General features: G+C 64.4%; 23 protein-coding genes. 3 read left to right on the top strand and 20 right to left on the bottom strand.

Translation table 11 applies throughout. The features are described from left to right. Positions 1 to 6 precede the first annotated feature (6 nt). Positions 7 to 153, bottom strand: a complete 147-nt coding sequence (locus tag PPGU16_RS07485) for a hypothetical protein (RefSeq protein ID WP_180722352.1) — start codon at positions 151 to 153, stop codon at positions 7 to 9. Between the two features lie 811 nt (positions 154 to 964). On the opposite strand from PPGU16_RS07485, the gene PPGU16_RS07480 reads away from it, so the two are divergent. After that, on the top strand, positions 965 to 2371 hold the full coding sequence (locus PPGU16_RS07480) for an aminotransferase-like domain-containing protein (protein WP_180722351.1): 1407 nt from the start codon (positions 965 to 967) through the stop codon (positions 2369 to 2371). Positions 2372 to 2396: 25 nt separating this feature from the next. Here the strand turns inward: PPGU16_RS07480 and PPGU16_RS07475 are convergent, their stop codons facing one another. The 8 genes from PPGU16_RS07475 to PPGU16_RS07440 all read right to left on the bottom strand — a co-directional run bounded on the left by PPGU16_RS07475 (position 2397) and on the right by PPGU16_RS07440 (position 9856). Beyond that, positions 2397 to 3104 carry a carbonic anhydrase gene (locus tag PPGU16_RS07475; RefSeq protein ID WP_180722350.1) on the bottom strand — a complete coding sequence of 236 codons (708 nt, stop codon included), beginning with the start codon at positions 3102 to 3104 and terminating at the stop codon, positions 2397 to 2399. Between the two features lie 399 nt (positions 3105 to 3503). Next, positions 3504 to 3971, bottom strand: coding sequence for a Fur family transcriptional regulator (locus PPGU16_RS07470; RefSeq protein WP_180722349.1), 468 nt, complete (start codon positions 3969 to 3971; stop codon positions 3504 to 3506). 143 nt (positions 3972 to 4114) lie between these two features. After that, entirely contained in the window at positions 4115 to 5104 is a 990-nt protein-coding gene (locus tag PPGU16_RS07465) for a lysylphosphatidylglycerol synthase domain-containing protein (RefSeq protein ID WP_180722348.1), read from the bottom strand. After that, positions 5104 to 5964, bottom strand: coding sequence for a hopanoid biosynthesis-associated protein HpnK (hpnK, locus tag PPGU16_RS07460; protein WP_180722347.1), 861 nt, complete (start codon positions 5962 to 5964; stop codon positions 5104 to 5106). The genes PPGU16_RS07465 and hpnK overlap by 1 nt, the downstream gene beginning before the upstream one ends. Continuing rightward, complete coding sequence (hpnJ, locus tag PPGU16_RS07455; RefSeq protein WP_180722346.1) at positions 5961 to 7385, bottom strand: hopanoid biosynthesis associated radical SAM protein HpnJ; 1425 nt, start codon at positions 7383 to 7385, stop codon at positions 5961 to 5963. The genes hpnK and hpnJ overlap by 4 nt, the downstream gene beginning before the upstream one ends. A 61-nt stretch (positions 7386 to 7446) precedes the next feature. Then, positions 7447 to 8679 carry a bacteriohopanetetrol glucosamine biosynthesis glycosyltransferase HpnI gene (gene hpnI, locus PPGU16_RS07450; RefSeq protein ID WP_180722570.1) on the bottom strand — a complete coding sequence of 411 codons (1233 nt, stop codon included), beginning with the start codon at positions 8677 to 8679 and terminating at the stop codon, positions 7447 to 7449. A 75-nt stretch (positions 8680 to 8754) separates the two neighbouring features. Further along, a complete protein-coding gene (locus tag PPGU16_RS07445; protein WP_180722345.1) occupies positions 8755 to 9114 on the bottom strand; it encodes a hypothetical protein in 360 nt (119 codons plus the stop codon). A 202-nt stretch (positions 9115 to 9316) separates the two neighbouring features. After that, the gene (locus PPGU16_RS07440) at positions 9317 to 9856 is read right to left on the bottom strand and encodes a cytochrome b (protein ID WP_180722344.1); all 540 of its coding nucleotides are present in this window, start codon (positions 9854 to 9856) and stop codon (positions 9317 to 9319) included. A 189-nt stretch (positions 9857 to 10045) separates the two neighbouring features. Here PPGU16_RS07440 and PPGU16_RS07435 point away from each other — a divergent pair, with 189 nt between their 5' ends. Together PPGU16_RS07435 and PPGU16_RS07430 are read left to right on the top strand one after the other, a co-directional pair. Beyond that, a complete protein-coding gene (locus tag PPGU16_RS07435) occupies positions 10046 to 10705 on the top strand; it encodes a response regulator (RefSeq protein WP_180722569.1) in 660 nt (219 codons plus the stop codon). Then, complete coding sequence (locus tag PPGU16_RS07430) at positions 10702 to 12138, top strand: ATP-binding protein (protein WP_180722343.1); 1437 nt, start codon at positions 10702 to 10704, stop codon at positions 12136 to 12138. The genes PPGU16_RS07435 and PPGU16_RS07430 overlap by 4 nt, the downstream gene beginning before the upstream one ends. Positions 12139 to 12332: 194 nt before the next feature. Here PPGU16_RS07430 and PPGU16_RS07425 read toward each other — a convergent pair whose 3' ends face one another. The 11 genes from PPGU16_RS07425 to pgaA all read right to left on the bottom strand — a co-directional run bounded on the left by PPGU16_RS07425 (position 12333) and on the right by pgaA (position 25021). Then, a complete protein-coding gene (locus PPGU16_RS07425; protein ID WP_180722342.1) occupies positions 12333 to 12584 on the bottom strand; it encodes a hypothetical protein in 252 nt (83 codons plus the stop codon). 105 nt (positions 12585 to 12689) lie between these two features. Continuing rightward, positions 12690 to 13142: an SET domain-containing protein gene (locus tag PPGU16_RS07420; protein WP_180722341.1), complete on the bottom strand. Its 453-nt coding sequence runs from the start codon at positions 13140 to 13142 to the stop codon at positions 12690 to 12692. A gap of 149 nt (positions 13143 to 13291) precedes the next feature. Then, complete coding sequence (locus PPGU16_RS07415) at positions 13292 to 14623, bottom strand: ATP-binding protein (protein WP_180722340.1); 1332 nt, start codon at positions 14621 to 14623, stop codon at positions 13292 to 13294. Continuing rightward, positions 14620 to 15366, bottom strand: coding sequence for a response regulator (locus PPGU16_RS07410; RefSeq protein WP_180722339.1), 747 nt, complete (start codon positions 15364 to 15366; stop codon positions 14620 to 14622). The genes PPGU16_RS07415 and PPGU16_RS07410 overlap by 4 nt, the downstream gene beginning before the upstream one ends. Before the next feature lie 56 nt (positions 15367 to 15422). Further along, the gene (locus PPGU16_RS07405; RefSeq protein WP_180722338.1) at positions 15423 to 15794 is read right to left on the bottom strand and encodes a GFA family protein; all 372 of its coding nucleotides are present in this window, start codon (positions 15792 to 15794) and stop codon (positions 15423 to 15425) included. A 137-nt stretch (positions 15795 to 15931) separates the two neighbouring features. Further along, on the bottom strand, positions 15932 to 17164 hold the full coding sequence (locus PPGU16_RS07400; RefSeq protein WP_180722337.1) for a hypothetical protein: 1233 nt from the start codon (positions 17162 to 17164) through the stop codon (positions 15932 to 15934). A 9-nt stretch (positions 17165 to 17173) separates the two neighbouring features. Continuing rightward, entirely contained in the window at positions 17174 to 19003 is a 1830-nt protein-coding gene (glmS, locus tag PPGU16_RS07395; protein ID WP_180722336.1) for a glutamine--fructose-6-phosphate transaminase (isomerizing), read from the bottom strand. Between the two features lie 47 nt (positions 19004 to 19050). Further along, positions 19051 to 19503 carry a hypothetical protein gene (locus tag PPGU16_RS07390; protein WP_180722335.1) on the bottom strand — a complete coding sequence of 151 codons (453 nt, stop codon included), beginning with the start codon at positions 19501 to 19503 and terminating at the stop codon, positions 19051 to 19053. Between the two features lie 66 nt (positions 19504 to 19569). After that, positions 19570 to 20859, bottom strand: a complete 1290-nt coding sequence (gene pgaC / locus PPGU16_RS07385) for a poly-beta-1,6-N-acetyl-D-glucosamine synthase (RefSeq protein ID WP_238267133.1) — start codon at positions 20857 to 20859, stop codon at positions 19570 to 19572. A 67-nt stretch (positions 20860 to 20926) separates the two neighbouring features. Further along, complete coding sequence (pgaB, locus tag PPGU16_RS07380; RefSeq protein ID WP_180722333.1) at positions 20927 to 22969, bottom strand: poly-beta-1,6-N-acetyl-D-glucosamine N-deacetylase PgaB; 2043 nt, start codon at positions 22967 to 22969, stop codon at positions 20927 to 20929. Positions 22970 to 22975: 6 nt separating this feature from the next. Beyond that, the gene (gene pgaA, locus PPGU16_RS07375) at positions 22976 to 25021 is read right to left on the bottom strand and encodes a poly-beta-1,6 N-acetyl-D-glucosamine export porin PgaA (RefSeq protein ID WP_180722332.1); all 2046 of its coding nucleotides are present in this window, start codon (positions 25019 to 25021) and stop codon (positions 22976 to 22978) included. Between the last annotated feature and the right edge of the window lie 434 nt (positions 25022 to 25455).

Raw genomic sequence — 25455 nt, 5'->3', positions numbered from 1 at the left:
CGTTCATCACAGGTGAACCGGGATCAGGACAGGACGCGCCTTGCGCGGCTTGACCACGACGGTGATTTTCTTGTCGTCTTGCCTGTCCGTTTGCGACTGCGCCTGCGATTGTTGTTGCGGCTGCGCTTGCTGAACGTGCACTTGGGTCGTCATCTCAATCTCCTTGGGGTTGGCGTTAACTCTGTACTGCTTAACAAGCTGTCCACTGCAGTGGCCAGTTCTTTCACACCCGGAGCCAGAAACCCGAAGCCGTGTGGCGGGCAGCATCGCCTCGCCAATGGCGGCAGGCCGATGAGCGCAACAGGCTTGACTTGTAGCCCCGTTCTCCGCCGTGGATCTGACGCCGGGCACGGCTTTCCCGGTCGCCCGGGTTCCGTTACGGCGCAGTCAGACGTGTGTGTTGTTAATCAGCCCGACGCCGCCCGATCGCAGCCTCGCGCGCTGTTAACGAATGCGTGCCCGGGTGTCGGACTCACGCCGCAGCCAGCCCCTTTCGACGAACAAAACGGGCGCTCCCGCAAAAGGGAGCGCGCCTGAAGGTCGATTTAGGTCTGGGCGGTCCAGCCGGATTCCCGTGAATGGCCGCCGTTCGTTGTTTCTCTCAGGTTCTGCTTTCTCTCAGGTTCTGCTGGGTCGTATCTTTTTTGCACGGCCTCGGAAATTCGGTTCGACACAGTTCCGTTTTTGCGGAATCAGCTAAAGTGTTCGCTCGCTTTTGCCAGTGTTCGAAGAATTCGTCGAATTCGAACTAAATCACTGATTTTTCGAGCATTTCACTTTAAAATTCATGCGAACAAACTAACTCGTTGGGCCTATTGTTCCGGTAAACTGCGATAACTGGAATGAACACTTGCGATCAATTTGCGTGAAGTGTTCGGCAAACTCGCATGAACACTTTCAGAGCAATCATCTTGATGGGACCACGGCAAGGTGCTAGCGCCGGCTCTGGTCGACAGGGAGGCGAATGAAGATCACCCTCGACGTCGCAACGGCTACCCCGCTGACGGAACAGATCGTCGGTCAGGTCGAAGCGCTGATCCTGGCGCGCGAACTGCGCGTGGGCATGCGTCTGCCGTCTATCCGCAAATTCGCGGCCGAGCACAACATCAGCCGCTTTCCCGTCATCGAGGCCTACGACCGGCTCGCCACGCGCGGCCTGCTGCAGCCCAAGCACGGTTCCGGATACTACGTCGCCGAACAGTTCGAGAAGGCGCCGCGCGCGACGCGCGGGCTCGATGCGATCCGCGCGACGCCCGAGTCGGATCAGATCCTGCGGCAGTTCGAGCGGCCCGACGAGGTGCTGAACCTGTCGATCGGTTTCATTCCCGAGGCGTGGCGCGACGTCGAAGGCATTGCGCAGGCGATTCGCCAGGCGTCCCGCACGGACGCGCGCAGTCTGATCGACTACGCGATTCCGCAGGGCGACCCGGTGCTGCGGCTGCAGATCGAGCAGCGCCTCGCGTTCGTCGGCGTAGCGGCCGAGCCGCAGAACATCATGGTGACCAACAGTGCGAGCGAGGCGCTCGACCTCGTCGTGCGAATGCTGCTCAAGCCCGGCGATACCGTGTTCGTCGAAGATCCCGGCTACTTCAACCTGTTCGGCCTGCTCAAGCTGCAGGGCATCGAGCTGGTCGGCGTGCCGCGCCTGTCGAGCGGGCCGGATGTCGAAGCCGTCGAGGCGCTGCTGAAGGAGCATCGGCCGAAGCTCTTTTTCATCAACACGGTCTTCCACAATCCCACGGGCACGAACGTCGCGCCGCACGTCGGCTTCCGGCTGCTGCAGCTCGCGCAGGAACACGACTTCATGATCGTCGAAGACGACGTCTACGCGGATTTCCAGGCGATTCCCACGCAACGTCTCGCGTCGCTCGACCGGCTGACGCGCGTCGTGTATATCGGCGGGTTCTCGAAGAGCCTGTCGTCGTCGCTACGGCTTGGCTATATCGCCGCCGAAGCGGGGTTGGTCAAGCACTTCGTCGAAGTGAAGGCGCTGACCAGCCTCGGCGGCACGCGCTTTAGCGAGCGCGTCGTGGCCGCGCTGCTCGAGCGCGGCACGTATCGCAAGCATCTGGAACGGCTGCGGCGGCGCGTGAACGGCGCCATTTCGACCGCGGTGGAATTGCTCAACGGCATTGGCTGGGAGGTGTTCGACGAGCCGTGCGGCGGCACGCTGGTGTGGGCGCGCGTGCCGGGCGTACCGAGTTCAGACGTGTTCGTCGCCGAGGCGGCCCGCGCCGGCATCACCGTGCAGCCGGGCAGCTACTATCGGCCGCACGGCGAAGTGACGCCGTGGGTCCGGTTCAACACCGCGTATCTCGACAATGAGCGGGCGCTGGGATTCTTGCGGCGCGCGGCGGCAATGGGCGATTGAAGAAAAACGGTCGCGCTGCGCCCGGCTATGAGCCGCCCTGCTCCCGCTGAATCCGTGTGCGCGCTTCGCCCAGACTTTCGAAGCGGTCGTCGTCTTCGTTGAACACCGAAATGCGTCCATGCCCGATGTCGTACACCCAGCCCTGGACATCGAGGCGCTTTTGCGCAAGCCGTCCGGCGACGGACGGATGCGTACGCAGATGCATCAGTTGCAGCCGGATGTTTTCCTCGACGAGCGCCTGCACGAGATGACCGCTGTCGACCTTGCGCGCCTGCACGACGCTGCGCGCCGTCTCCGCATTGCGCAGCCACGCATTGACGGTTGGCATGTCTTCCGCTGTCATCGGCGCGGTGCCCGCGAGGCCGCGCATCGCGCCGCAGTCGCTATGTCCGCACACCACGATCTGCCGCACATTCAGCGCCAGCACCGCGTATTCGACGACAGCCGACACGCCGCCCAGCATTTCGCCGTAAGCGGGGACGATATTACCGATATTGCGGCACACGAACAGTTCGCCCGGATGCGTTTGCGTAATCATTTCCGGCGAAACGCGCGAATCGGCGCAGGTGATGAACAAGGTGTGCGGCGCCTGGCCTTGCGCAAGACTTTCGAATAGCGCCTGGGTAGCGGGAAACACCTCGTCGCTGAACTGTTCGACGCCGTCCAGCAGATGCAGCAGGTCCGACTTCGCCGGGTCGCGAAGCCGTCTGGTGTTGAGCATATCGTCCGACATGAGGCTGTCCCCCTTCGCAGCGCATCTGGATCTTGGATCAGGGAGTGTACGACGGGAATGCGTCAGCAGGCAGTCATGCGCACCGGCAGTCCGTGGTGCGCGGAACGCGGAGACACCATAAAAGAAGCCCCGGCCGGACGTGATCGGAGCGGCGCGGGGCTTGACAAAAAGCTCGCCTGTTCTCAAGAGGCAAGCTCACGTTACGCGCGTCAAAAAAACGGAGCAATCGAAAAAAACCCCGGACGCCGGGTGCGGCGACCGGGGGAAGCTCTCTCGCGCGCGAAGGGAAGCACCGCGCACAAGAGGCACTGTAGCCGTTTGCGCGCCGCGGATTAACGGGTCGCGCGGAAACACTCCTTTCCAGCATGCACAAACGGGCGCGACGCGTATGCCCCACGCTCACTTCGCACGCGTTCTCGGTGGATGCGCGCGCGCCGCGCAATCCGCGCACACGCCGTGCAATGCCAGCGTCTTGCCGACAATACGCAAGCCGAACTTCTTCGCGATTGCGATACGCCGGCGATTGATCGTCGCGTCGGAGAACTCTTCGACGCGACCGCACACGACGCACACCAGATGATCGTGCGCCTTGCCCGAGTTCAGTTCGTAGAGACTGTGATGCTTGCCGAGCGGCACGTTCGCGACGAAGCCCGCCTCGACCAGCTGACTGAGCACGCGATAGGTAGTCGACAGGTTCATTCGTTCACCGCTTGCAGCGATGCGGCGGTGAATCTCTTCCGCGCTGAAATGGCCGTGCTCCGTGCGCTGGAGATAGTCGAGCACGGCGACCTGCGCAGCCGTGCCTAGCAGGCCGGCTCGCTTGAGCGCGTCGAGCGTTCGGGTCGGAGACGTTGACAAGGGCGGCATGCGCAGCCGTTCTGAATCGAATCGAGGGAACCGGCTTTCAGCCTATGACATCGGCACGAATATTTCCGGAACCTAGTTGATTGCGATTCGCATTCGGCAACACGCAGCATGCGTGGCACAACAACCGAATCAGCGAGAAGGACTCAGCGCAGATTTCTCGCGACACCACCGCCACGGTTGCGCACGATCTCCACCGCTTGCCACGAGACCAGCGCGACACAGCCGAACAGGACTTCGCGCATCCGCTTGATGAGTGCAAGCGACAGCGCCGTCTGATCATCCACACCGAACATTCGCGCGAGCAACACGACCACGGCCTCCTGCACGCCGAGTCCCGACGGCACGAAGAACGCCGCATGGCGCGCCGCCTGCGTGAGCGCTTCCACGGCAATCGCGCCGCCAATCGAAACGGGATGCCCCAGCATCCACATCGCGACATAGACCTCCGACGCGCCGAGCAGATAGCCCGCGAATTGCCAGGCAAACGCGCTCAGCAGCAGACGCGGTTTGCACAGCAGCGCATCGATCGCCGCATCGAGCTGCGCGCCGCCGATACGCTCGACGTTCCAGTGCGCGCTCATCGGCAGACGCGCGGACCAGCGCTCGATCGCGTGAAATAAGCCGCCGCGCCTTAGCAGCACGAACGCGACGACGGGCAGCGGCAACGACAGCACCAACGCCGCACCGACTGTCGTCAGCAGACCGTCGTGGCCCGTCTGCGCGACGATCATCACGAGCCCGAGCGCGGCGAACACGTACTGGACGGCCACCGTCACCAGCACCTCGACGATCACCGATGCGCACACCATGCTCGTCTCGTCGATTTTCCAGCGCGCGAGCCGCACGCCCACGAACTCCCCGCCGATGCTCGCGACAGGCAGCAACCGGCTCACCGCCTCGCGCACGGTGGCGACCCACCACAGATACGCCAGCGACGCAGTTTTCCCGAGAAGAAGCCGCCACGCCTGCGCATCCAGCAGCAACGGCAGCGCATGCAGCGGCACGAGCCACAGCAGCGCGAAGCCCGCCGAACGGATCGCGTGCAATACGTCGTCGAGTCCGCTGTGCAACGCCAGTGCGATCAGCACCGCGATGCCCGCAGGCAATCCCAACCAGTTGAGCCACTTCATCATCAGTAAGACGGCTGCGCGAACACGTCGGCGAAACCGCCCGTGATCGCCCCGCTCGCGGCAATCGCCGAAGCGACACGCGCAGACACCAGCGCATCGAATTCGTCGCTGTGCCGGTACGCCTGCATCGTGCGCGTAATGGCGCCCTCCCCGGCCACGGCGGGATGACTGTAAATCTCGCCGACGCCTTCCGGCAGCCGCGCGAGCGCGGCGAGCAACGCCGCCTCGTCCATATGCCCGGTCTGAGACATGCCGATCACGTAGTCGTTGTGTGCAATACCCGCATTATCCAGCTGCTTGCGCACGCGTGCCATCCACGGCCTGATCCATGCGGGCGCCCCCGGCTCGTACGGCAGCCGCATCGCCTTCAGCCCATATTCGCTACCCACTTCGATAATCAGCGCGAGCACGGTCGGATGCAGATGGAAGTGCTTGTGCGTATTCACGTGATCGAGCGTGAGGCCCGTGCGTGCAAAGGCCTGAAACTGCGCGCGGATTTCCGCCTTTAGCTGGCGTCGCACTTCAGGAAGGAGGAAAAAGCGAAAGCCGTCGCGCACCATCCGTTCGCCAAGCCGCCCATGTCTGTCGACGAGCGCGGGAATCAGATGCGTGGCGAGCATGGGCACGCCGTCCGCGAGCACGAGATGCAAGCCGACGCGCAAGCTCGGATAACGCTGCGCGCGGCGCACGGCATCGGCCGCGGCGGGCGCCGACACCATCAGGCTCGCCGAGGTCAACACGCCATGCAGATGCGCACGCTCGACGGCCTCGTTGATACGCTCGTGCAAACCGAAGTCGTCGGCCGTCACGATCAGCGCGCGTCGCGGTGCGTTTATCGGGCGCTGCGCCGACTGTCGCGTCATGCCTCGTGCGCCCGCAGGAAACGGAAGAACTCGACGCCTTCACGCAGGCGCCGTTTCATCATTTCCCAGCTGAGTAGCATCTCGCGCACGATTTCCCAGATCTTCGACGGACGGAAATAGAACTGACGGTAGAACTGTTCGAGATGGTGATAGATCTCGTCACGCGACAGGTGCGGATAACCGATCGCCGCCAGTTGCACGCCTTCCTTGCTCACCAGGTTGATCACCTTGTTCTCTTCGAGCCAACCGTTATCGACGGCCTGCTTGTAGAGCGTGGTGCCCGGATACGGCGCGGCGAGCGACACCTGAATGGTGTGCGGATTGATTTCCTTTGCGTACTCGATGGTCTTGTGGATCGTCTCTTTCGTTTCGCCCGGCAAGCCGAGAATGAAGGTGCCGTGAATCTTGATGCCGAGCTTGCGGCAGTCTTCGGAGAAGCGTCGCGCGATGTCGGTGCGCAAACCCTTCTTGATGTTCAGCAGAATCTGGTCATCGCCCGATTCGTAGCCGACCAGCAGCAGGCGCAGGCCGTTCTCTTTCATGATCTTCAGCGTCGCGTACGGCACGTTCGCCTTCGCGTTGCATGACCACGTGACGCCGAGCTTGCCGAGACCGCGCGCAATTTCCTCGACGCGCGGCTTGAAGTCGGTGAACGTGTCGTCGTCGAACATGATCTCCTTCACTTCGGGCATATTGTCGCGAATCCACTTCACTTCTTCGAGCACGTTCTCGACGGAGCGTGTGCGATAGCGATGCCCGCCCACCGTCTGCGGCCACAGGCAGAACGTGCAGCGCGAGCGGCAGCCGCGCCCTGTGTAGATCGACACATAAGGATGCTTCAGATAGCCGATGAAGTAATTGTCGATCTTCAGATCGCGCTGATAAACGGGCGCGACGAACGGCAGCTCGTCCATGTTCTCGAGGATCGGGCGCGCTTCGTTGTGCTCGATCGAGCCGTCCGCGGCGCGATAGCTCAAGCCCTTGATCTGCGAAAGCGGCAGCCCTTCGGCGAGTTCCTTACAGGTGAAATCGAACTCTTCGCGGCAGACGAAATCGATCGCTTCGCTCGCCGTCAGCGAGTTGTGCGGATCGACGGCGACCTTCGCGCCGACCATGCCGATCAACACCTTCGGTGCGCGCGCTTTCAGCTGCTCGGCGAACAGCGCGTCGGTCGGGAACGATGGCGTGCTGGTATGAATGACGACGAGGTCGTATTCCTGTGCGATCGTTAGCGACGCTTCGACCGACAGACCGTCGGCAGGCGCGTCGAGCACGCGGCTGCCCGGCACGAGGGCGGCGGGCTGCGCGAGCCACGTGGGATACCAGAACGAGCGAACCTCACGCTTTGCCTGATAACGCGACCCCGCGCCGCCATCGAATCCGTCGTACGACGGCGCCTGCAAAAATAACGTCTTCTTCATATTCGTTCGTTTTCCACGAGTTGTCATTGAGCCGAGCGCGCGCGATGCTCTCGCGACATGCTCAGCGTCCATCGGATACTTCGAGTGCGTTGGCCGTCTCGGGCCGGAAAACTGTCGTCGCGCTGTCGGTGGACTCGACAGGCACGCGCACGCCGCGCCACACCACCGTCGAGCCGAACGACCCTGCCATCCATTGCGCAAACAGCAATACATCGCGCACGGGCATCAGCGCAAGATCGCGCCACAAGCGTCGCCGCTCGCCGCCCATCAGCGCATGCAGGACGACACGCGCCGACACGCCCGTCACGGCAGCGACGACGAGCGCGATCGACAAGGCAGGATGCATGCTGGCGCGATGCAACGCGAACGCGAGCCACGCGCCGCAGACCATCCACGGCATCGTGAACGTCACGAACAGCAACGCGAAGCCCGCACGGTTGACCGAGCGGATCGTGCGCAGCCAGCGCGTCTCCCTGTTCCACAGCGTGGCGAGCGTGCGCTCGGTCACATCCGTCTCGACGACGACGGGCGACAGCACCGTGTGCAGGTTCAGTTCGCGCACATGACCGGCCAGCCAGTAGTCGTCGGCGAGCGTGTTGCGCAGCCGCTCGAAACCGCCGATGCCCGCGAGCGTCGAGCGACGCAGCGCAAGCGTCGCGCCGAAGCCGAAGCGCGTCGAGCCGAACGCATGCGCGATCCGCACCGACGGCACGAACCATTCGTTGATGAACTGCGCGCCGACGCGCGACCAGAACCCGGCAATGCCTTTCGCGCGATACAGGCACGTGACGACGCCGACCTGCGGATCGGCGAGCGGCGCGCAGACGCGCTCCAGGTAATCCGCTTCGACGGCGATGTCGCTATCCGCGAGCACGAACACATCATGTCGCGCGCATTGCGCGAGATTGATCAGGTTGCTCACCTTCAGGTTCGTGCCGTGCACGCGCGGATCGACGACGAGCAAAATGCGGCAATGCGGATACTCAGCCTGCAGGCGATGGACGATCGCAATGGCGGGGTCGTCCGCGCTCGATACGCCGCAGATCAGTTCGAAGCACGGATGCGTCTGCTCGCAGAAGGTCGCGAGGTTGTCGAAGAGTCGCGGCTCGGCGCCGCACAGCGGCTTGAGCACGCTGACGGGCACCGGTGCACGCATCGGCAAGGATCGCCGTTCGCGCGCGGCAGCACGCGACACCGACACGAGCGAGGCCAGTACGGCCACGACGGCGTATAGCGCTGCGCCGCACACGAACATCATCGGCAACCAGTCGATACGTAACAGCGTGTCCTGCATGTTGTCGATTGCTCCCGCTGAAATGAATGCAAGCTGGTCGTCGTGTCGACGCGCAGCCACTAAGACAAACCGGTGTCACCATCCCGTCGCGTGAACGGGAACGTAAGGCATGCCGGTGAAATGCAGATGAAGGATGACGAGCCCGCGCGCAGGACAGATGGTGGACACGCAAACGGCATCGCGCCGTGGTCCGACGAAATGCGCATGACGTCGTTTCACAGCCGCGCGAAACGCCACGCGCGCCGCGTGACGTGTAATCAGAACGGCAGCCAGCAACAGGCCGAACGTCAGCACGCGGAACGTCGTGGTCTCGAACAGCGTTTGCGGAATCTTGCAGAAGAAAAGCAGGCTCACGACACAGACGTCGATGGCCGTCGCGGCAACAGACGCCGTCACGAGGTGCGCGCGGATCATCTGAACAGTGGTGTGCTTCATGGCGAGCCAGCCCTACGTGGCGCGCACCGGCCCGCTGCTGCTACTTCGCTAATATGAAGCCTGCGTGACGGTGCGACAGATTCGAGCGTGACCAGCCATGCTGGACACGACGCACCGATGGTAGCGAGCGGATTCTGAAGGGAATATTAAGCACTTGAATTCGACGCGTGTTTCAGATGGCTTGCGTCACATTGCTTGCGGCTTACGGAAGCATCCGCTGCAACACATTGTCTTTCAGCACGATGCGATGGAACAGCGCCCCGCCGACATGCAGCACGATCAGTGCAAGCAGCACCCATGCAAGCCAGCTATGCACGTCGCCGAGTGCGTGGCCCGTCGGCGAGCCAGACGCCGTCAGATCAGGATAGCGAACCGTGCCGAACAGCTTCACCGCCCAGCCGCGCGACGACGCGTTCGCCCATCCCGCAAGCGGCACGGCGACCAGCAACGCGTACAGCAGCGCATGCGTCGTGCGTGAAATCACGCTGAGTGCGCGCGACAACTCCGCGGCCTGCGGCACATGCGTGGCGCGCCATGCGATGCGGCACGCCACTGCCGCGACGATTGCCGCGCCCACGCCGAGATGCCACGCGATCAACCCGTTGGGCAAGGTATCGCGATGCACGTCGGGCATCGTCCAGCCGATCACGAACTGCGCGGCGACGAGCAGCGCGACCAGCCAGTGCAACAGTCGGGCGACGCCGTCATAGGCGGGTCGTTGGGCAAAAGTGTTGAGGCTCATCGTCAGTCTCTTATGTCTCTTATGAAGTGGCGCGACGCATGCGTCACGCGGCGATGCTAACGGCGCGAACCTGAAGAAATGCTTAACACCTTCAAACGATGGCAAGCGCACGTATACATACTGCAACCGCGCTAGACTCGCAGGCAATACGACATGCCTGAGACCAGGCGGCAGCCGGACAACGACACCATGCGCATTCTTCTCGTGGAAGACGACGACCTGATCGGCAGCGGGCTCGAAGTTGCGCTGCGCAACGCGGGCTTCACCGTCGACTGGGCGCGCGACGGTCAGCACGCGCAGCTCGCGCTCGCGACCACGCCCTATCTGCTCGTGATTCTCGATCTCGGCTTGCCGAAACTTTCCGGCATGGAGCTGCTGAAGTCGCTGCGCGCAGGCGGCAACGACATCCCCGTGCTGGTGCTCACCGCGAAGGACACGGCCGCCGACAAGGTGCGCGGCCTCGACGCCGGCGCCGACGACTACCTCGGCAAGCCGTTCGACCTGGCGGAACTGGTCTCGCGCTGCCGCGCGCTGATCCGCCGTTCGCAGGGCCGTGGCAGCGAACTGATCGAGTGGCGCGACCTGAGTGTCGATCCCGTCGCGCAGACGGTATCCAGAAACGGCGTGCGCGTGGCGCTTACCGCCCGCGAATGGGCCGTGCTGATCCACCTGCTCACGCACTCGGGCGTGCCGCAGCCGCGCGCCAGGATCGAGGAAAGCCTGTATGGCTGGCAAGAGGAAGTCGAAAGCAATGCGATCGAAGTGCACGTGTCGAACCTGCGCAAGAAGCTCGGCGGCGATGTCATCCGCACGGTGCGCGGCTTCGGCTATATCGTGGACAGGACATGACGCAGCCACGCTCGACATCGATCCGCCGCCGCCTGATGTGGCTGATACTCGTCAGCGTCGGCGCGGTGTGGGCGGTCATGTTCGCGTGGAGCTTCAACAACGCGACGCGCGAAGTCGACGAATGGGACCGGGCCCGTCTGATCCAGCTCGCGCATCTGCTGGCGCAGCTCGACGACCCGAATCTGACGCGGCTCGCCGCTGCCGGGATCGACGTGCGCAACGAGTACACGCGCGCCTCGCCCGCCGTCGACGACGACTCCGACGCGCAGCCTCGCTATGCGCTTTTCGAGGTGCGCGATGCGGCGGGCGGTGTGATCGTGGCCAGCGCGGGCATCGCTTCGCTGCATCGCTCCACCCGCCCGGGCGAAGCGGCGGACGGCGTCCACGCGATGACCGTGGACGGCCGGCCGTGGCTCGCTTATGCGTTGCGAGACAGTGCCACGGGCCGCATGGTACGGGTGTTCGAACCGGCCAACGTGCGCAGCGACCTGACGACGGGCGTGGCGAGCCGTATCGCGCGGCCGATGGCCTTTGCGCTGCCCGTGCTCGCGCTGCTCGTATGGTTCAGCGTGGGCCACAGCTTCAGGCCGCTGTCGGCGATCTCGAAGGCCGTGCGCATGCGCGACAGCCGCAATCTCGAGCCGATTCACGTCAACCCGTCACCCGCCGAGGTCCGGCCGCTCCTCGATGCGATCAACCAGTTGCTGGCGCGATTGCAGCAGTCGATTTTGCGCGAGCGCGCGTTCACGGCCGACGCCGCGCACGAGCTGAAGACCCCGCTGGCCGCGATCAAGGTTCAGGCGCAGGTCGCCCTCGCCGCGCACGACAGCGCGCAACAACAGCAGGCGATGCGCCGGGTGGTCCAGGGCGTCGACCGGAGCGCGCATCTCGCCGAGCAACTGCTGTTGCTCGCGCGGCTCGACGAACGCGACACGGTGGCGACGGCGCGCGTCCGGCTGCATGACGTCGCCGGCGAGGCGATCGCGTTCCGCGCGCCGCATGCGGAAGACAAATCGATGACGGTGATGCTCTCGGGCGAGCGCGACGCCGAAGTCTATGCCGACCGCGCGCTGGCCCGCACGCTGATCGACAATCTGCTCGACAACGCAATCAAGTACGGCGAGAGCGGCGGACGCGTGCACATTACCGTGCTGGCCGATGCGCAGACGGTATCGCTGACGGTCTCCGACAACGGTCCCGGCGTCACCGACGAAGAGCGCCTGCGTCTCACCGACCGCTTCTTTCGCGGCGCATCGGCGTCCGCGAGCGGCAACGGCAGCGGGCTCGGGCTGTCGATCGTCGCGCGCATCGCCGCGCATTTCAATGCGCAGATTCATATCGGCTCGGGCATCGGACGACGCGGGCTCGCCGTGCAGATCGCGTTTCCGCGTGTGCCGGGTGTGCGCGCGCATGAGGCGGCGCGGACATCCTGACGTGATCTGCGGCCGATGCGCTTGTGCTGCCGGCGCAATTCCAACGTGGGTGTCAACTATGACGGGCGCGTGACGACGATGCATCGCGCACGTTCACGTGCGAATGCCTACGAACCACGCTTCGGCGGAAAGAAAAAGAAAAGAGAACGTGACGCAAACCGCTCGCCGCTTTGCACGCGAGGTTTACGCATGTATCAGGGAAAGAGTGGCAGCGAAAGCGGCGTATCGACGCTCGCCGCTTTCGCGCGGGCGGGCCGGGCTGCGCGCGGCTTGCGCTGGCGCATCGGCGCGCTGGCGGGGTCGAGGGATCGACAGACGCGCACGAGCGCGCTCGACAATGACGGCGGCTGCGTCATCAGCGAAGGCAACGATGCCTCCAGTTCCATCAGCAACATCGGCAAGGTCGGTGCCGGGGAATGCAGGGTTTTCCGTGGTCGGTTTGTCATGGACGCCTCTCTGGAACGCTGCGGGGACTGTATCACAGCCCGGCGGGAGGCCCTCCCCGACCCTGCAATCCACCGTTCCCGCGACCAGCAACCGCAGTGCACGCTTCACGCGAGCGCCTCTTCCTCGGTCGCGAGCATCGTGCCGCGGCACGCAGGCGATCCGCACCGGCACACATACTGGCTGCGCGTTTCCTCGTCGTGCGGGTCGTCGACGGCCAGCCCGTACGAGATGAACAGTTCTTCGCCACGCTGGATATCGACGGCGGCTTCGATGAACACGCGTCCGTCGATCTCGACCGCTTCGCAATTGGCCCGGCACGCGTGGTTCAGCCAGCGCGCGCTGTTGCCGCCGACGCTGCCGTCGATCACGCGTCCATCCGACAGACCGAACACGAACGTGTGCCCATAGTCGCCCGTGCGTTCGATGCGCCGCGCGGCACGCCGCCAGGACGTGACCTCGCCTTTGTATTCGATGATGCGTTCGCCCGCCGCGAGCATGCGCAGTGCGAACACACCTTTGCCGTGAATCGGCGACCGCCTGACTGATAAACGACGCATGGTTCGCTTTCGAAGAGGAAGGATCGCTTCAGTATAGAGCGCGAAAAAAATGCGCTGTTATCGATGTGCGTATGTTCGTCCTCTCGCGTGCATCGAAATCGCGACGGTGCGAGCGCCGCACGGATCCGCGCACGGCGACGTGGCATCCGTCACAGTGTGAGACGCGCTTCCAGGCCGCCGCCTTCGCGATTGCGCAAGGTCAGCGTGGCGCTCATCGACTGCGCCAGCTGCTTCGCGATGGCAAGCCCGAGCCCCGTGCCGCCCGTCTCGCGGTTGCGCGAGCTTTCGACGCGATAGAACGGCTGGAACACGGCATCGAGCAGTTCCTGCGGAATGCCCGGACCGCGATCGAGCACGGCGACGGTCACTTGCCGTCCGCGCGATGCATCGACGCTCACTTCCACCGTCACCGCCTCGTGCCCCGAGTACTTCAGCGCGTTGTCGATCAGATTGCCGAGAATGCGGCGCAGCGCCTGCGGCCGCGTCGTCACCGGCCGGCCGACATGCCCCGTCAGCGAGACGGGATCGCCCGCATCCGTATAGTCGCTGACCATGCTTTCGATCAGTGCATCGGGATCGATGCGGCGCGGTTGCTCGTCGGCGCCGTGCAGCGTGCGTGCATAGGCAACGCCTTCGCGCACCAGCAATTCCATCTCTTTCAGATCTTTTTGCAGGCGCGCGCGCTCGGCTTCGTCGTCGAGCAGATCGGCGCGTATACGCATGCGCGTGATGGGCGTTTGCAGATCGTGCGAAATCGCCGCAAGGATTTGCAGCCGCTCGCGCATATAGATGCCGATGCGCGCCTGCATCGCGTTGAAGGCTTTTGACGCGCGCGCCACTTCTTCAGGGCCGTCTTCGGGCAGCGCGTCGGGCGCGAGATCGGGGCCGAGCGTGTCGGCGGCACGCGCAAGACGGTCGAGCGGCCGGGTGGCGAGGCGCACGGCCAGCCATGCGCAGCCCGTCAGCAGCGCCAGCTGCGCGATCAGCACGAGCGGCAGCCACGGCGACAGCGGGATGCCGTGCATCGGATGCATGTCTATGGTGAGCGGCGTGCCGTCGCTTAGCGTCAGGTGCACTTCGAGATGCTCGCTCTCGCCGGGGATGGCGTTGGCCGTCACCTTGTACTGCGGGCCGATGTCCTTTGCGATCGACGCACCGATTTCCTGCGACAGCTTCGCGTCCGGCGGCATGCCGCGCGTGCCCGGACCCAGCACGAAACGATAGCTGCGCCGCGCAAGCTTCGGCAGCCATTCCTCGCGCTCGGCGGGCGTCAGGCGGTCCAGCAGCGCGACGGAACTGGTCACTTCCTGGCCGATGTAGCCGACCATCACATGCATGGTCGCCTCGTTGCGCTCGGTCATCGTGAGCCAGAACGACAGCGTCTGCGCGGCGAACAGCCCGGCCACGAAAATGAGCGACAGCCGCATGAACAGCGTGCGCGGCGGCCACAGGCCGCGCAGACGATCGGTTGCCATGCTCATCCGCCGTTGTCCTCGGCCGTCACCAGCGACGAGAACACATAGCCTTCGTTGCGCAGTGTCTTGATGTAGCGCGGCTCGCGCGCGTCGTCGCCCAGACGCTGGCGCACGCGGCTCACGAGCAGATCGATCGAGCGGTCGAACGGTTCCGTCTGCCGCCCTTGCGTGAGCGTGAGCAGCTGGTCACGCGTCAGCACGCGCTGCGGATGGTCGACGAACACACGCAGCAGCCGGTATTCGGCGCCGCTCAATGCGACCATCGTGCCGTCGCTGTCGATCAGATTGCGGCCGATGGTATCGAGCCGCCAGTCGCCGAAGCGCAGGAAGTGCGCGGCGCCCGCTGGTTCGTCGGTGCCGCCGTGCGGCATCATGCGGGCGCGCCGCAGGATCGCGCGGATGCGGGCCAGCAGTTCGCGCACCGCGAAAGGCTTCGCGAGGTAGTCGTCGGCGCCCATTTCGAGGCCGACCACGCGGTCGGTCTCCTCGCTCAGCGCCGTCAACATCAGGATCGGAATGGTCTGAAACTCGCCCGCGCGCAGTTCGCGGCACAGGTCGAGGCCGCTTTCGCCGGGCAGCATCAGATCGAGCACGATCAGGTCGGGCCGCTCGTCGGCGAGCGCCGCGCGCATCTGCCGCCCGCCCGACGCGAGCGTCACCCGCACACCATTCCTGGTGAGATACGTGCCGACCAGTTCGCGAATATCGCGGTCGTCGTCGACGATCAGTACGTGATCCGTTTTGTCCACACAAGGCTCCTTCGCCTGCCAGGGTTCGCTTATCTTACGCGTCCTTCATATGGCCTTCAGGCGTCCTCGACCACGGACAGACTCTTGCCGTCCGACACCGACGACTCCAGCGCATAAGGATCGACGCCGTCCAGACAGCCGATATTCACGCGCCACAGGTTCGGGTCCTTGCGTGTCTGATGAAACGGATAGATGCCGCACTGCTTGCAGAAATAGTGCTTCGCGACCTGCGTATTGAACTGGTACAGCGTCAGGCTGTCCTCGCCGGACACGATATTGAGCGCGCTCGCCGGAAAGAACGGCGACATCAGCGCGCCCTTGCGCCGGCACAGGCTACAGTTGCAGCGGACGGCGGGCGTGACGGGCGTTTCGACGGTGAACTTGACGGCGCCGCAATGGCATGAGCCGTGGTGGGTGTGGGTAGTCATGGCGTGCTCCTCGATGCGATGACGGTTTTATACCCTGGCCCATTCGCGGCTTTGTGTCCCAATGTATCTGGCCGGTACATCGATACAAAAAATGGGGTGCGTGCGGCCCGTGGCGTTACCGCACGCACGGCGAACGGCTATCCCCGGCACAAATCCTTCGCATCGGGCGCCTTCACATTCGCGGCCTTCAGATCGAAGTCCGCCTCCTGCAGCCCTTTCGGGCTCGTCGCAACCCAATGCAACTGGGTCGGCGAGCGCACCAGCCCGACGCTGCCTGTATACGTCCACGCAATCGGCGATGCCTGCGTGCCCGCCAGTTCGATCGACGCGGGCGCGAGTTTCAGATGCAGCAGCCGTCCGTCCTGCGACGGCGCAAACGCCCGCTCGCCAATCACCGCGATGCCCGCCTCGCGCACCGACGCCGGCATGCAATCGAGCGTCGCCGTGGTCTGACCGTTCGCGTCGATCAGCTGCGCGAAGCCTTTGCCCTTGTCAGTGGTCGCGACCACGACGAAGCGGTCGATCGACGGCACGTACGCCGCCGCATACGTGTAATACAGCAGCCGGTCGGCGATCACGCGCGGCTCGCTGAGCGCGCCCGTCGACGGATCGAGCGTCGCGACCTTCAGCCGCGCGTAAGTCTCGCCGCTCACATATTGCTGCCACACCAGCAGCGCGCGAATCGGCGAAGCGGCAATCATCGGCCACCATTCGCGCACGCGCGGCGCGACGTCGATGGCCTGCAGCAGCGCGCCGTCGGCGTCGTAGGTCTTCACATAGACGCCGTTGCCCGTGCCGAGGTTGTCGACGCCGCCGCCGTTTACCCAGTCGTTCGAGTAGAACACGACAAAGCGCGAGCCGACGGCGGCGACATGGCCAGAGTGACCGCCCGACAGCACATCGTTCGGATACGGCTTTACGTCCTTCAGATCGGCCGTATAGACGCCATAGCGCTGGCTCACTTCATTCGGCGTATTCCAGCCGTCCTCGAACGACACCATCACACGGCCCGTATCGTTCTGCGCGACGGACACGGGCTCCTGCGCCTCCGGCCGGCTGATGAACACGCGCGGACGGTCGAGCTTCGGCTGCTGCGGCGTCCAGCGCGCGACGTAGACATCGTGCGTCCAGTTGCGGTCGCGCCCCGCACCGCGCGGCGGCAGGCCCGAGCTGCTGAAGAACACGGTCGTCACGCCCTGCGCATCGGAAACCGCGCCGATGCCGTGCATATAGGCTCGCAGGTCGCCCGTCGGCGCGCTCGCAGCTTTTGCGGCTTTGGCCGCCTTCGTTCCGCCCGCGAGCGCGGACGGAACGACGCAGCTTGCGGCCACCGTGGCCGCCACGACGAGCACTGCAATCGTAGTCCGCATGAGCGCCCTTCACTCCACCGTGACCGATTTCGCGAGATTGCGTGGCTTGTCGACGTCGGTGCCGCGCGCACAGGCCGTGTGATACGCGAGCAATTGCAGCGGCACCACATGCAGGATCGGCGACAACGGCCCGTAATGCTCGGGCAGCTGGATCACGCGCACGCCGTCGCGGCTTTCGATCTTCGTGCCCGCATCGGCGAGCACGTACAGCTGGCCGCCACGCGCGCGCACTTCCTGGATGTTCGACTTGAGCTTTTCGAGCAGCGCATCGTTCGGCGCGATCGTGATGACGGGCATCTCGTTCGTGACGATCGCCAGCGGCCCATGCTTCAGCTCGCCGGCCGGATACGCCTCCGCATGCACGTACGAGATCTCCTTGAGCTTGAGCGCGCCTTCGAGCGCGATCGGGTAATGCACGCCACGGCCGAGGAACAACGCGTGATCCTTGCGCGCGAGCGCTTCCGCCCAGGAGACGATCTGCGGCTCCAGCGCGAGCACGCTGTTGAGCGCAGCCGGCAGATGATGCAGTTGCCGCAGCGCGCGCGCTTCGTCGTCGGCGCTCACGTGGCCGCGTTCCTTGCCGAGCGTGAGCGCGAGCAGGAACAGTGCGACCAGTTGCGTCGTGAACGCCTTCGTCGAGGCGACGCCGATTTCCGGCCCCGCGCCCGTGAGGTACTGCAATTCCGTGAGCCGCATCATCGAGCTATGCGGCACGTTGCAGATCGCGAGCGTATGGTGATGGCCGAGTTCCTGCGCGTGTTTCAGCGCGGCGAGCGTATCGGCCGTTTCGCCCGATTGCGACACGACGACGACCATCGCGCACGGATTCACCACGCTCTCGCGATACCGGTACTCGCTCGCGATCTCCACCTGCGTCGGAATGCCCGCGATCGATTCGAGCCAGTACTTCGCCGTCAGCGCGGAGTAATAGCTCGTGCCGCATGCGAGCAGCAGCAGCGAGTCGATCTCGCTGAACGCACGCTGCGCGTTCGGGCCGAACAGGGCCGGTGTGATCGAACGGACGCGCTCCGTCGCGTCGGCGACGACGTCCGGCTGCTCGAAGATTTCCTTCTGCATGTAGTGACGATACGGACCGAGTTCGGCCGCGTAGTGGCTCGTGTGCTGCGCCTGCACTTCGCGCCGCACGGTCGCGCCGTCGCGATCGACGATATGCACGCCGTCGCACGACAGCACCGCGATATCGCCTTCTTCGAGGAAGATGAAATGTTCGGCTGTGCCTGACAGCGCCATCGCATCCGAGGCCAGATAGTTACCGCGCTCGCCCACGCCGATCACCAGCGGCGAGCCGGCGCGCGCGCCGATCACGCGGTCGGGCTCGTTCTTCGCGAACACGGCAATCGCATACGCGCCGCGCAGACGCTGCAACGCGCGCTGCACGGCCGTCAGCAGATCGCGCGATGGGTCCTGCTCGCGCGTGTGATGGATCAGATGCGCGATCACTTCCGTGTCGGTATCCGATTCGAACACGTAGCCGAGCGCTTTCAGCTCGTCGCGCAGCGGCTCGTGATTCTCGATGATGCCGTTGTGCACGAGCGCGATCTCGTCGCGCGAAAAGATGGGGTGCGCATTGTCGGTGACGGGCGCGCCATGCGTCGCCCAGCGCGTGTGCGCGACACCGATCGTGCCCGACAAGCTGGCTTCCTGTACCTGGTCGGCGAGATTCGCGACGCGCTCGACGCTGCGCACGCGGCGCGGCGCGCCGTGCTGCAGGACGGCGACGCCGCACGAGTCATAGCCGCGATACTCGAGCCGGCGCAGACCTTCCGTCAGCACGCCGACGACGTCGCGCTGAGCCACTGCTCCTACGATTCCGCACATGTTGGTCTCCGTGGTGCGTGTGTTTGTACGGTGAGAACGCGAGGGGCTTATGCCGCCTCGCGTTCGAACTCGCGCACGCTCATGACGTGCGAGATCATGCCGTCGGCATCGTGATAAGCGACGAGGCAGCGGCCCGCATCGCCTTCGGGAATTTCATGCGTGGTCTGCGGCGCTTGCGCCTCGCTCGTCTGCGGCATGCGGCGTACGCGGTTCGTGCTCATCGCGTCCATCTGGCGGCCGAAGGTCCACAGAATCATCGCCAGCGCGACGATGCCGATGCCCATGATGCCGGGCATGAATGCGTTGAGCGACAGCTCTTCTTCGCTCGCATTCGCAAGGCACCAGCGGATATACAGCGCGGCCAGCAGCCACGTGCCGAGCACGAGCGTCGGCCGCACGACGCGATACCACGCAACGGAGCGCATGGCTTTGGCCTTGCTGCCTTCCGTGGCGAACTGCGAGACGGACTGCTTCGAAACATCGATGATCGGAAATTCCATGTTGTTCCCCTGAGACGGTTGACTTGCGTTGTCAATTCGATTGGTTCATCTGCGTGCTTCAGTGCTTCATTCCGTGCGCTGCGCGAGCAGTGCCGCCGAGGCGTCCGCCTTTACCGCGCCGCTCGAACGGATGCCGCGATCCGGGCTGACCCAGCGCGCGCGCTTTCTGCGACGCTGACTCACCACGCCCGGCAGCGCGATCACGGAAGCGATCATGCTGATTGCCCAGAACGCGGCGGGATACCAGACGGTGTCGACGAAATAGCGCAGCAGGTTCTTGTCGTAGCGGCGGTCGATCAGGCAACCGATCAGGATCTGTGCGCAGCAGGTCGCGAACAGCAGCACGCCAGTGCCGCGCGGCACGAACGCGAAGCGCCAGCTTTCGGGCAGCGTGAAGAGCGCGGTGGCCGCCATCATCACGAGCGTGAACAGCATGCAGTACGCCCACACGATGCTGGTCGCGTACTCGACGAAGATCGGCCACATCATCATGTTGCGGCGGGACAGCACCGCGCCCGCGTACTTGAAGAGCACCTGAATGCCGCCCTTGGCCCAGCGCAGACGTTGCTTGTAGAGACCGCGGAAGGTCTCCGGCATCAGGATCCAGCTGAGCGCGCGCGATTCGAAGTCCACGCCCCAACCTTGCACCTGCAGCTTCCAGCTGATGTCGATGTCTTCCGTCAGCATGTCGGAGCTCCAGTAGCCGACTTCCTGCAGTGCGCGCTTCCTGAACATCGACACCACGCCCGACACCGTCAGCAGACGCCCATACATATGCTGCGTGCGCTTGATGAGGCCGACGATCGACGAGAACTCGCCCACCTGCATGCGACCGAGCAGCGACGAACGCGTGCGGATGCGCGGGTTGCCCGTCACCGCGCCGACGGATGCGTCGTCGAGGAAGTGGCGCAGCATCCAGCCGATCGCTTCCTTGTCGAGCAGCGAGTCGCCGTCGATACACATCAGGTACTCGGCGTCCGACAGCATCGCGGCCGTCGTGAGACCGATCGCCTTGCCCTCGTTCTGATGCTGGTGCACGACGACGAGCTTCGGATACATGTTCACGAGCTCGTTGAGGATGGCGCCCGTCTCGTCGCGGCTGCCGTCGTTGATCGCGATGATGTTGTAGTTCGGATAGTTCAGCTGGTCGAGGCACGCGATCACTTCGCGCACGTTGTCCGCTTCGTTGTAGCAAGGCACGACGACGGACACCTTCGGATACGAGGCGAGCGGCGGCGCCGCCTTGCGTCCGGCGTCGCGGCGCTCGATCAGCAGATAGTGCAGCAGCCCCCCCACCATCCACAGATACGCCATCAGCAGCGGATAGTAGAAGACGAAGTTCGAGATGATGTTCATTGCGTTTTTCATTGTGGTCCCCTGGTCCGGGTTGGCATCGCGTTCATCGACATGCGTCGCGCGAGGCTCAACCCAACATCCCCTGATTCGATCTCAGCGTGCTCTGCACCGACATCACGTCGCGCAGCACCGTCGTGTCCGGCCGGTTCTTCAGGAAGTCGTCCGGTCCGTAGCCCATATGCACGACACCCGCCGCGTTGAGCCGCTTCATCTGCGCGCGCAGCACGGCCGCCTCGACGGGCTGCTGCGTTTGCCGGTCGATGGCGGGCAGTTCGAACACGGTCTTAGCGACCGCGCCTTGCTGCTGCAACACCGTCTGCCGCAGGCTGTCGAGCCACGCGTCGCTGATGCGCTCGCCACCGGCACGCGGAGCCGCCGTCAGCGCGACGAAGTCGTAGTTCGCCAGCGACGACGCGAGGCTCAGTGAGAAGTTGCGCTCGGCGTTCGCATCGAATATGGCTTCGGCGGGCACGGTGCGCGCCGTCAGCACATTCCCGCCGCCCTGATAGGCGCGCACGCGCTCGGCAAGCTGGTTCGTGAAGGTGTTCAGATACGCGGTCTTGCCCGCCGCCCAGCGCTGCATCAGATCGTCCGATGCGTGAATCTGCGCGACGTCGCCGGGCAGGCCCCACGAGCGGTACACGGCCAGCGCGGCCGCGCTCGTGTCCTCGTACGCGTTCAAGGTCGCGTCCGCGCCGAACACCACGCCGTTGAAGCTCGAATAACGCGTGAGGTCGTCGTAGATGTCCTGGATGGTTTGGCGCGCGACGGGATCGAACGGACTCAGGCGCGGCGCGCGGCCTTGCCGCGTATCGGCGGGGCCGTTGGCTGCGACCTCGACGAGGCGTCCCGCTGCCGCATGGCCTGTGGGCAGATCGAACGCGAGCAACGGCATGCGCGCGTATACCTGCACGCCGGCACGCGTGATCAGTTGCCATGCGACGCGGTTGAACAGATCGGCGCGCATCGGCATATGGCGGTTCGGGTAGTACAGCGCGCGCGCGACGCCCGTGTTGTCCGGGTCCCAGTACGCCTTCAGGTACACCGACTTCGGTTCGAGATCCTTGATGCGGTCGAGCAGCCGGCCCAGTTTCTCTTCGCTCCTCTTCGGATCGATGTCGTACATCTCGTCGAGCGATACGTTGACCACACGCTCGACGGGATTGTGCTCGCCGCGATACAGGCGCGACGACCGCATCTGCGCGATCAGCGTGCCCACGTCCCAGTCATACGACACGAGCAGGCGACGAATCGCGGTGAGCGGTACGTCGGGCGTGTTAGGGCCGTCGTCGAGCGTGAAATGCACGGACATGCCGAGCGCCTGCGATGCCTTGATGAGCGCCGCGTTGTACATCCCGTACGGCCACACGGCGGAGCGCACGGTCACGCCCGTGCGGGCCTCGATCAGGTCGACGCTGCGCTTCAGGTCGTCGTGCACGCGCGCCTGGTACTCTTCATCCGTCTCGTAACGCTCCAGTTGCGGGTAGTACAGATGCGCGCTCGCAGCGGGCAATTCATTGCCTTGTGGATTGGCGAGCGCACCGTGATGCATGTCGTGCGTGTGCGAGGCCACTTCGACGAGGCCGGAGTTCGCCATCTCGCGCAGATCGTCCCAGCTCATGAAGTAGCCCGGCGGCATCACCGACTTGTGGCTGATGCGCACGGGGTCACCCGCGGGCGTGTCGGTCCAGCGCGTGACCACGCCGATCAGCGCGGGATAGCCGTACTGCTGCAACAGCGGGAAGGCGCGCGTGAACTGGCTCTTGTACGCGTCGTCGAAGGTGAGCAGCACGGCGCGCGGCGGCAGGCGCGGCCCGCCATTGCGCGACGCGACGATCTGATCGACGCTCACCGGGCGGAAGTCCTTCGCTTTCAGCCACGCGAAGATCGTGTTGAGCGTGGCCGTGCTGATCGCGCAGGTATCGGCGACCGTCGAGACATCCGCGCGCAGGTCGTCGCGGATGTCGTGAATGGCGAGCACGCGGAACGTCAGGCCATCGTCCGCGTCGGGCGGCGGCAAACGGTCGAGCGCGATACGCGCCTGGGCAGCGGGCACGGCGGCGAGACCTGCGGCGAATGCAAGAAAACGTCTGCGATTGAGCTTGTCCATGATGACCTACAGAGGAATGTTCAGGTTCAGGTAGATGAGCTTGCTGGTCTCGCGCGTGTGATCGAGGCGCTGGCTGGAAAGGCCGATGCCGTACGCAAGCGATGCGTGCGCGCTGAACTGCCATTGCTGCTCGAGCCGCACTTCCCACAGCATGCTGTTGCCGATATCCGTTTGACGGTAGCCGCCGACCGTGGCGTAGGCGCGGTTCGCAAGCGACTGGTCCGCATTGCGCCACGAGGTCCACTGGTACATCGCCGTGAGCTGCGCCGTCATGTCGCGATGCGGCGCGAAGTACGCGGTGTTCGCGAGCGTGTTGCTGCTCGTGTTCAGTTCCACCCACGTCGCGACGAGATGGCTCGGCGTATTGATGAGACGCTCGTACCAAGTGCCGACCCACGCCTGGTTCAGGTTCGTGTCGCTATAGCGCGTCGCGCCGTACGTGAGATCGAAGTAGCGGTAATCGTCGATGCTGTAGCGCACGCCACCCGTCGCCGCACGGCCCGTGACGCCTGCCTGGTACGCCTTCCACGGCAGCGTGTTGACGTTGCTGTCGACACCGGCCGAGAAGCGCCAGCGGTCGTCGGGGGCGTAGCTCACGCTGCCTGCGCCGCCCGTTTTCGCCTGACCACCCGTCGAACGGTTGACTTCCGCCGCGGCGTCGATGCCGTGAAAACGGAAGTCCGCGCCGATGCCGTTGCGGATACGGCTGACGCTGTTGCCGTCGCCCGTGTTCGCGCGGCCGCTGAACTGATGCGCGTACACGCGCCAGTAGTCGGCGAGCGGCATCGAGTAGAGCTGCGTGTCGATGCCCCAGTTTTCGTCCGCGAGCACCGAGTTGCCCTTCTGCCCGTTGCCGGCGACGATCAGCTGCGGGCTCTTGTACGCCGCGTAATCCTGCTGGAACGTCTTGACCGTGTTGTTGTCGGGGAAGCGGTCGCTGAAGGTCGCGTTGACGTCGGCGGCGCGGTCGTACTGACCCAGTTCGAGTGCAGTGCGGCCAAGACCCGCGAGCGTTTCGATGTCGCCGGGGTGATCGACGAGCGTGCCTTCGTAGACCTTCTGCGCCTCGTGCGGACGCTGCTGCACGAGCGACGCATCCGAGCGCGCGCTGATCAGCGCGGGATCGAACGGCGCCTCGTGGCGCAATTCGTCGAGCGCGGCGACGCCTTCGCGCGTGCGGTCCGTGTAGAGCAGGTACTGCGCCTGCAGTTTCTTCACGCGGCCATAGTCTTCGTTGACGTCTTCGGGATGCTCGGCCAGATCCGCGCGAATCGGCGTGCTGGCGGAAATTTCCTTGAGCAGTTGCTGTGCGTTGTCGTAACGGCCCGAATCGAGGTACGCGAAAAAGAGTCCTTCCTGCACGTCGATGCGCTTCAACGCATGCGGTTCGACGGACGGCACGAGCGGCTCGACAGGCGTCTGCAACGCGCGCTCATAAGCGGGCGCCGCTTTGCGCGGCTGATCGAGGTAGGTGTATGCATCACCCGCTGCCGCGTAGGTGCGCGCGGGCATCGGCTGGTTCGAGCGCGACAGGTCCTCGTAAAGCGCCGTCGCCTCCTTCATGCGGCCCACGCCCTGCAATGCCGCCACTTTTTCGACGAGCACCGAGCGCCGCACGTCCGCGAATTCATCCGATGCCGGCATGCGCGCCAGCATGTCGTCGATGTGCGCGAGGGCCGTGTTCGTTTGCGCGAGCCGGTCGGGTTCATCAGATGCAAGCGACTGTTGCCGGCCCCAATGCACTTCCGTTTCGACGACGAGCGCCTCGATCTGGAAGAGGTCGTGATCGGAAAACGCGTCGCGGCTTGCACGCGCTTCCTGGAGCGCAAGCTGCGCGGCGCCCGCGCCTGCTTCCGCAAAGATCCGTTTGCGGAGCTGGTCGCGCTCCGTGTCTACCTTGCCTTCTGCAACATGTCCTGCTGCGACGTTCCCCGTGCTTTCGGACGCAGTGGTCGGCTGCGCAGCGCAGTAGTCGCGCGCAAGCAGCACCAGCAGCAAGGCGGTCGCCTTGACTGCAGCGTGCTTGTGTCGGCTAGAGCGTTTCGTTTTCATGATTCCTCGCTTGTCGGTGCCAACCTCCAGACAAAGCGAGTCCCTGCACCATGCGAATGGCGCATGGAGAGCAACAACGTCGCGTGGCCTGTGAGAGGCGTGGAGTACAGCGTCTTGTTTCGATGGCCAGTTGTTGCGTCGCGCACCGGCCCCGTCCAATTGCGCGGCGAGGCTTATAGCGAAGTCCGTACCAGCACCCCACTCCACCTTCCTGGTTAAGGGCTCGCTACAAAAACGCCGTTGCAAGCGAACCGTAAAACATCAAAAACGTTTCATCGCTGAACTCAACGAGCAAGACGAATCACTATTCGGAGTACCGATCGTGTACGGAAACCTTCGTATTCATCGGACGCAAAGGCATGCCCAGCAAAGAATATGCTTGTGCGTCGCAACAGCTTTCGGCTTTGATTCAAAGTTGAAACGGCATGCGCGGC

It is taken from the genome of Paraburkholderia largidicola (genome assembly GCF_013426895.1).
Lineage (GTDB): Bacteria > Pseudomonadota > Gammaproteobacteria > Burkholderiales > Burkholderiaceae > Paraburkholderia > Paraburkholderia largidicola.
The sequence above is the reverse complement of the archived record's forward strand: the minus strand, read 5'-3'. Positions and strand labels throughout refer to the sequence as shown.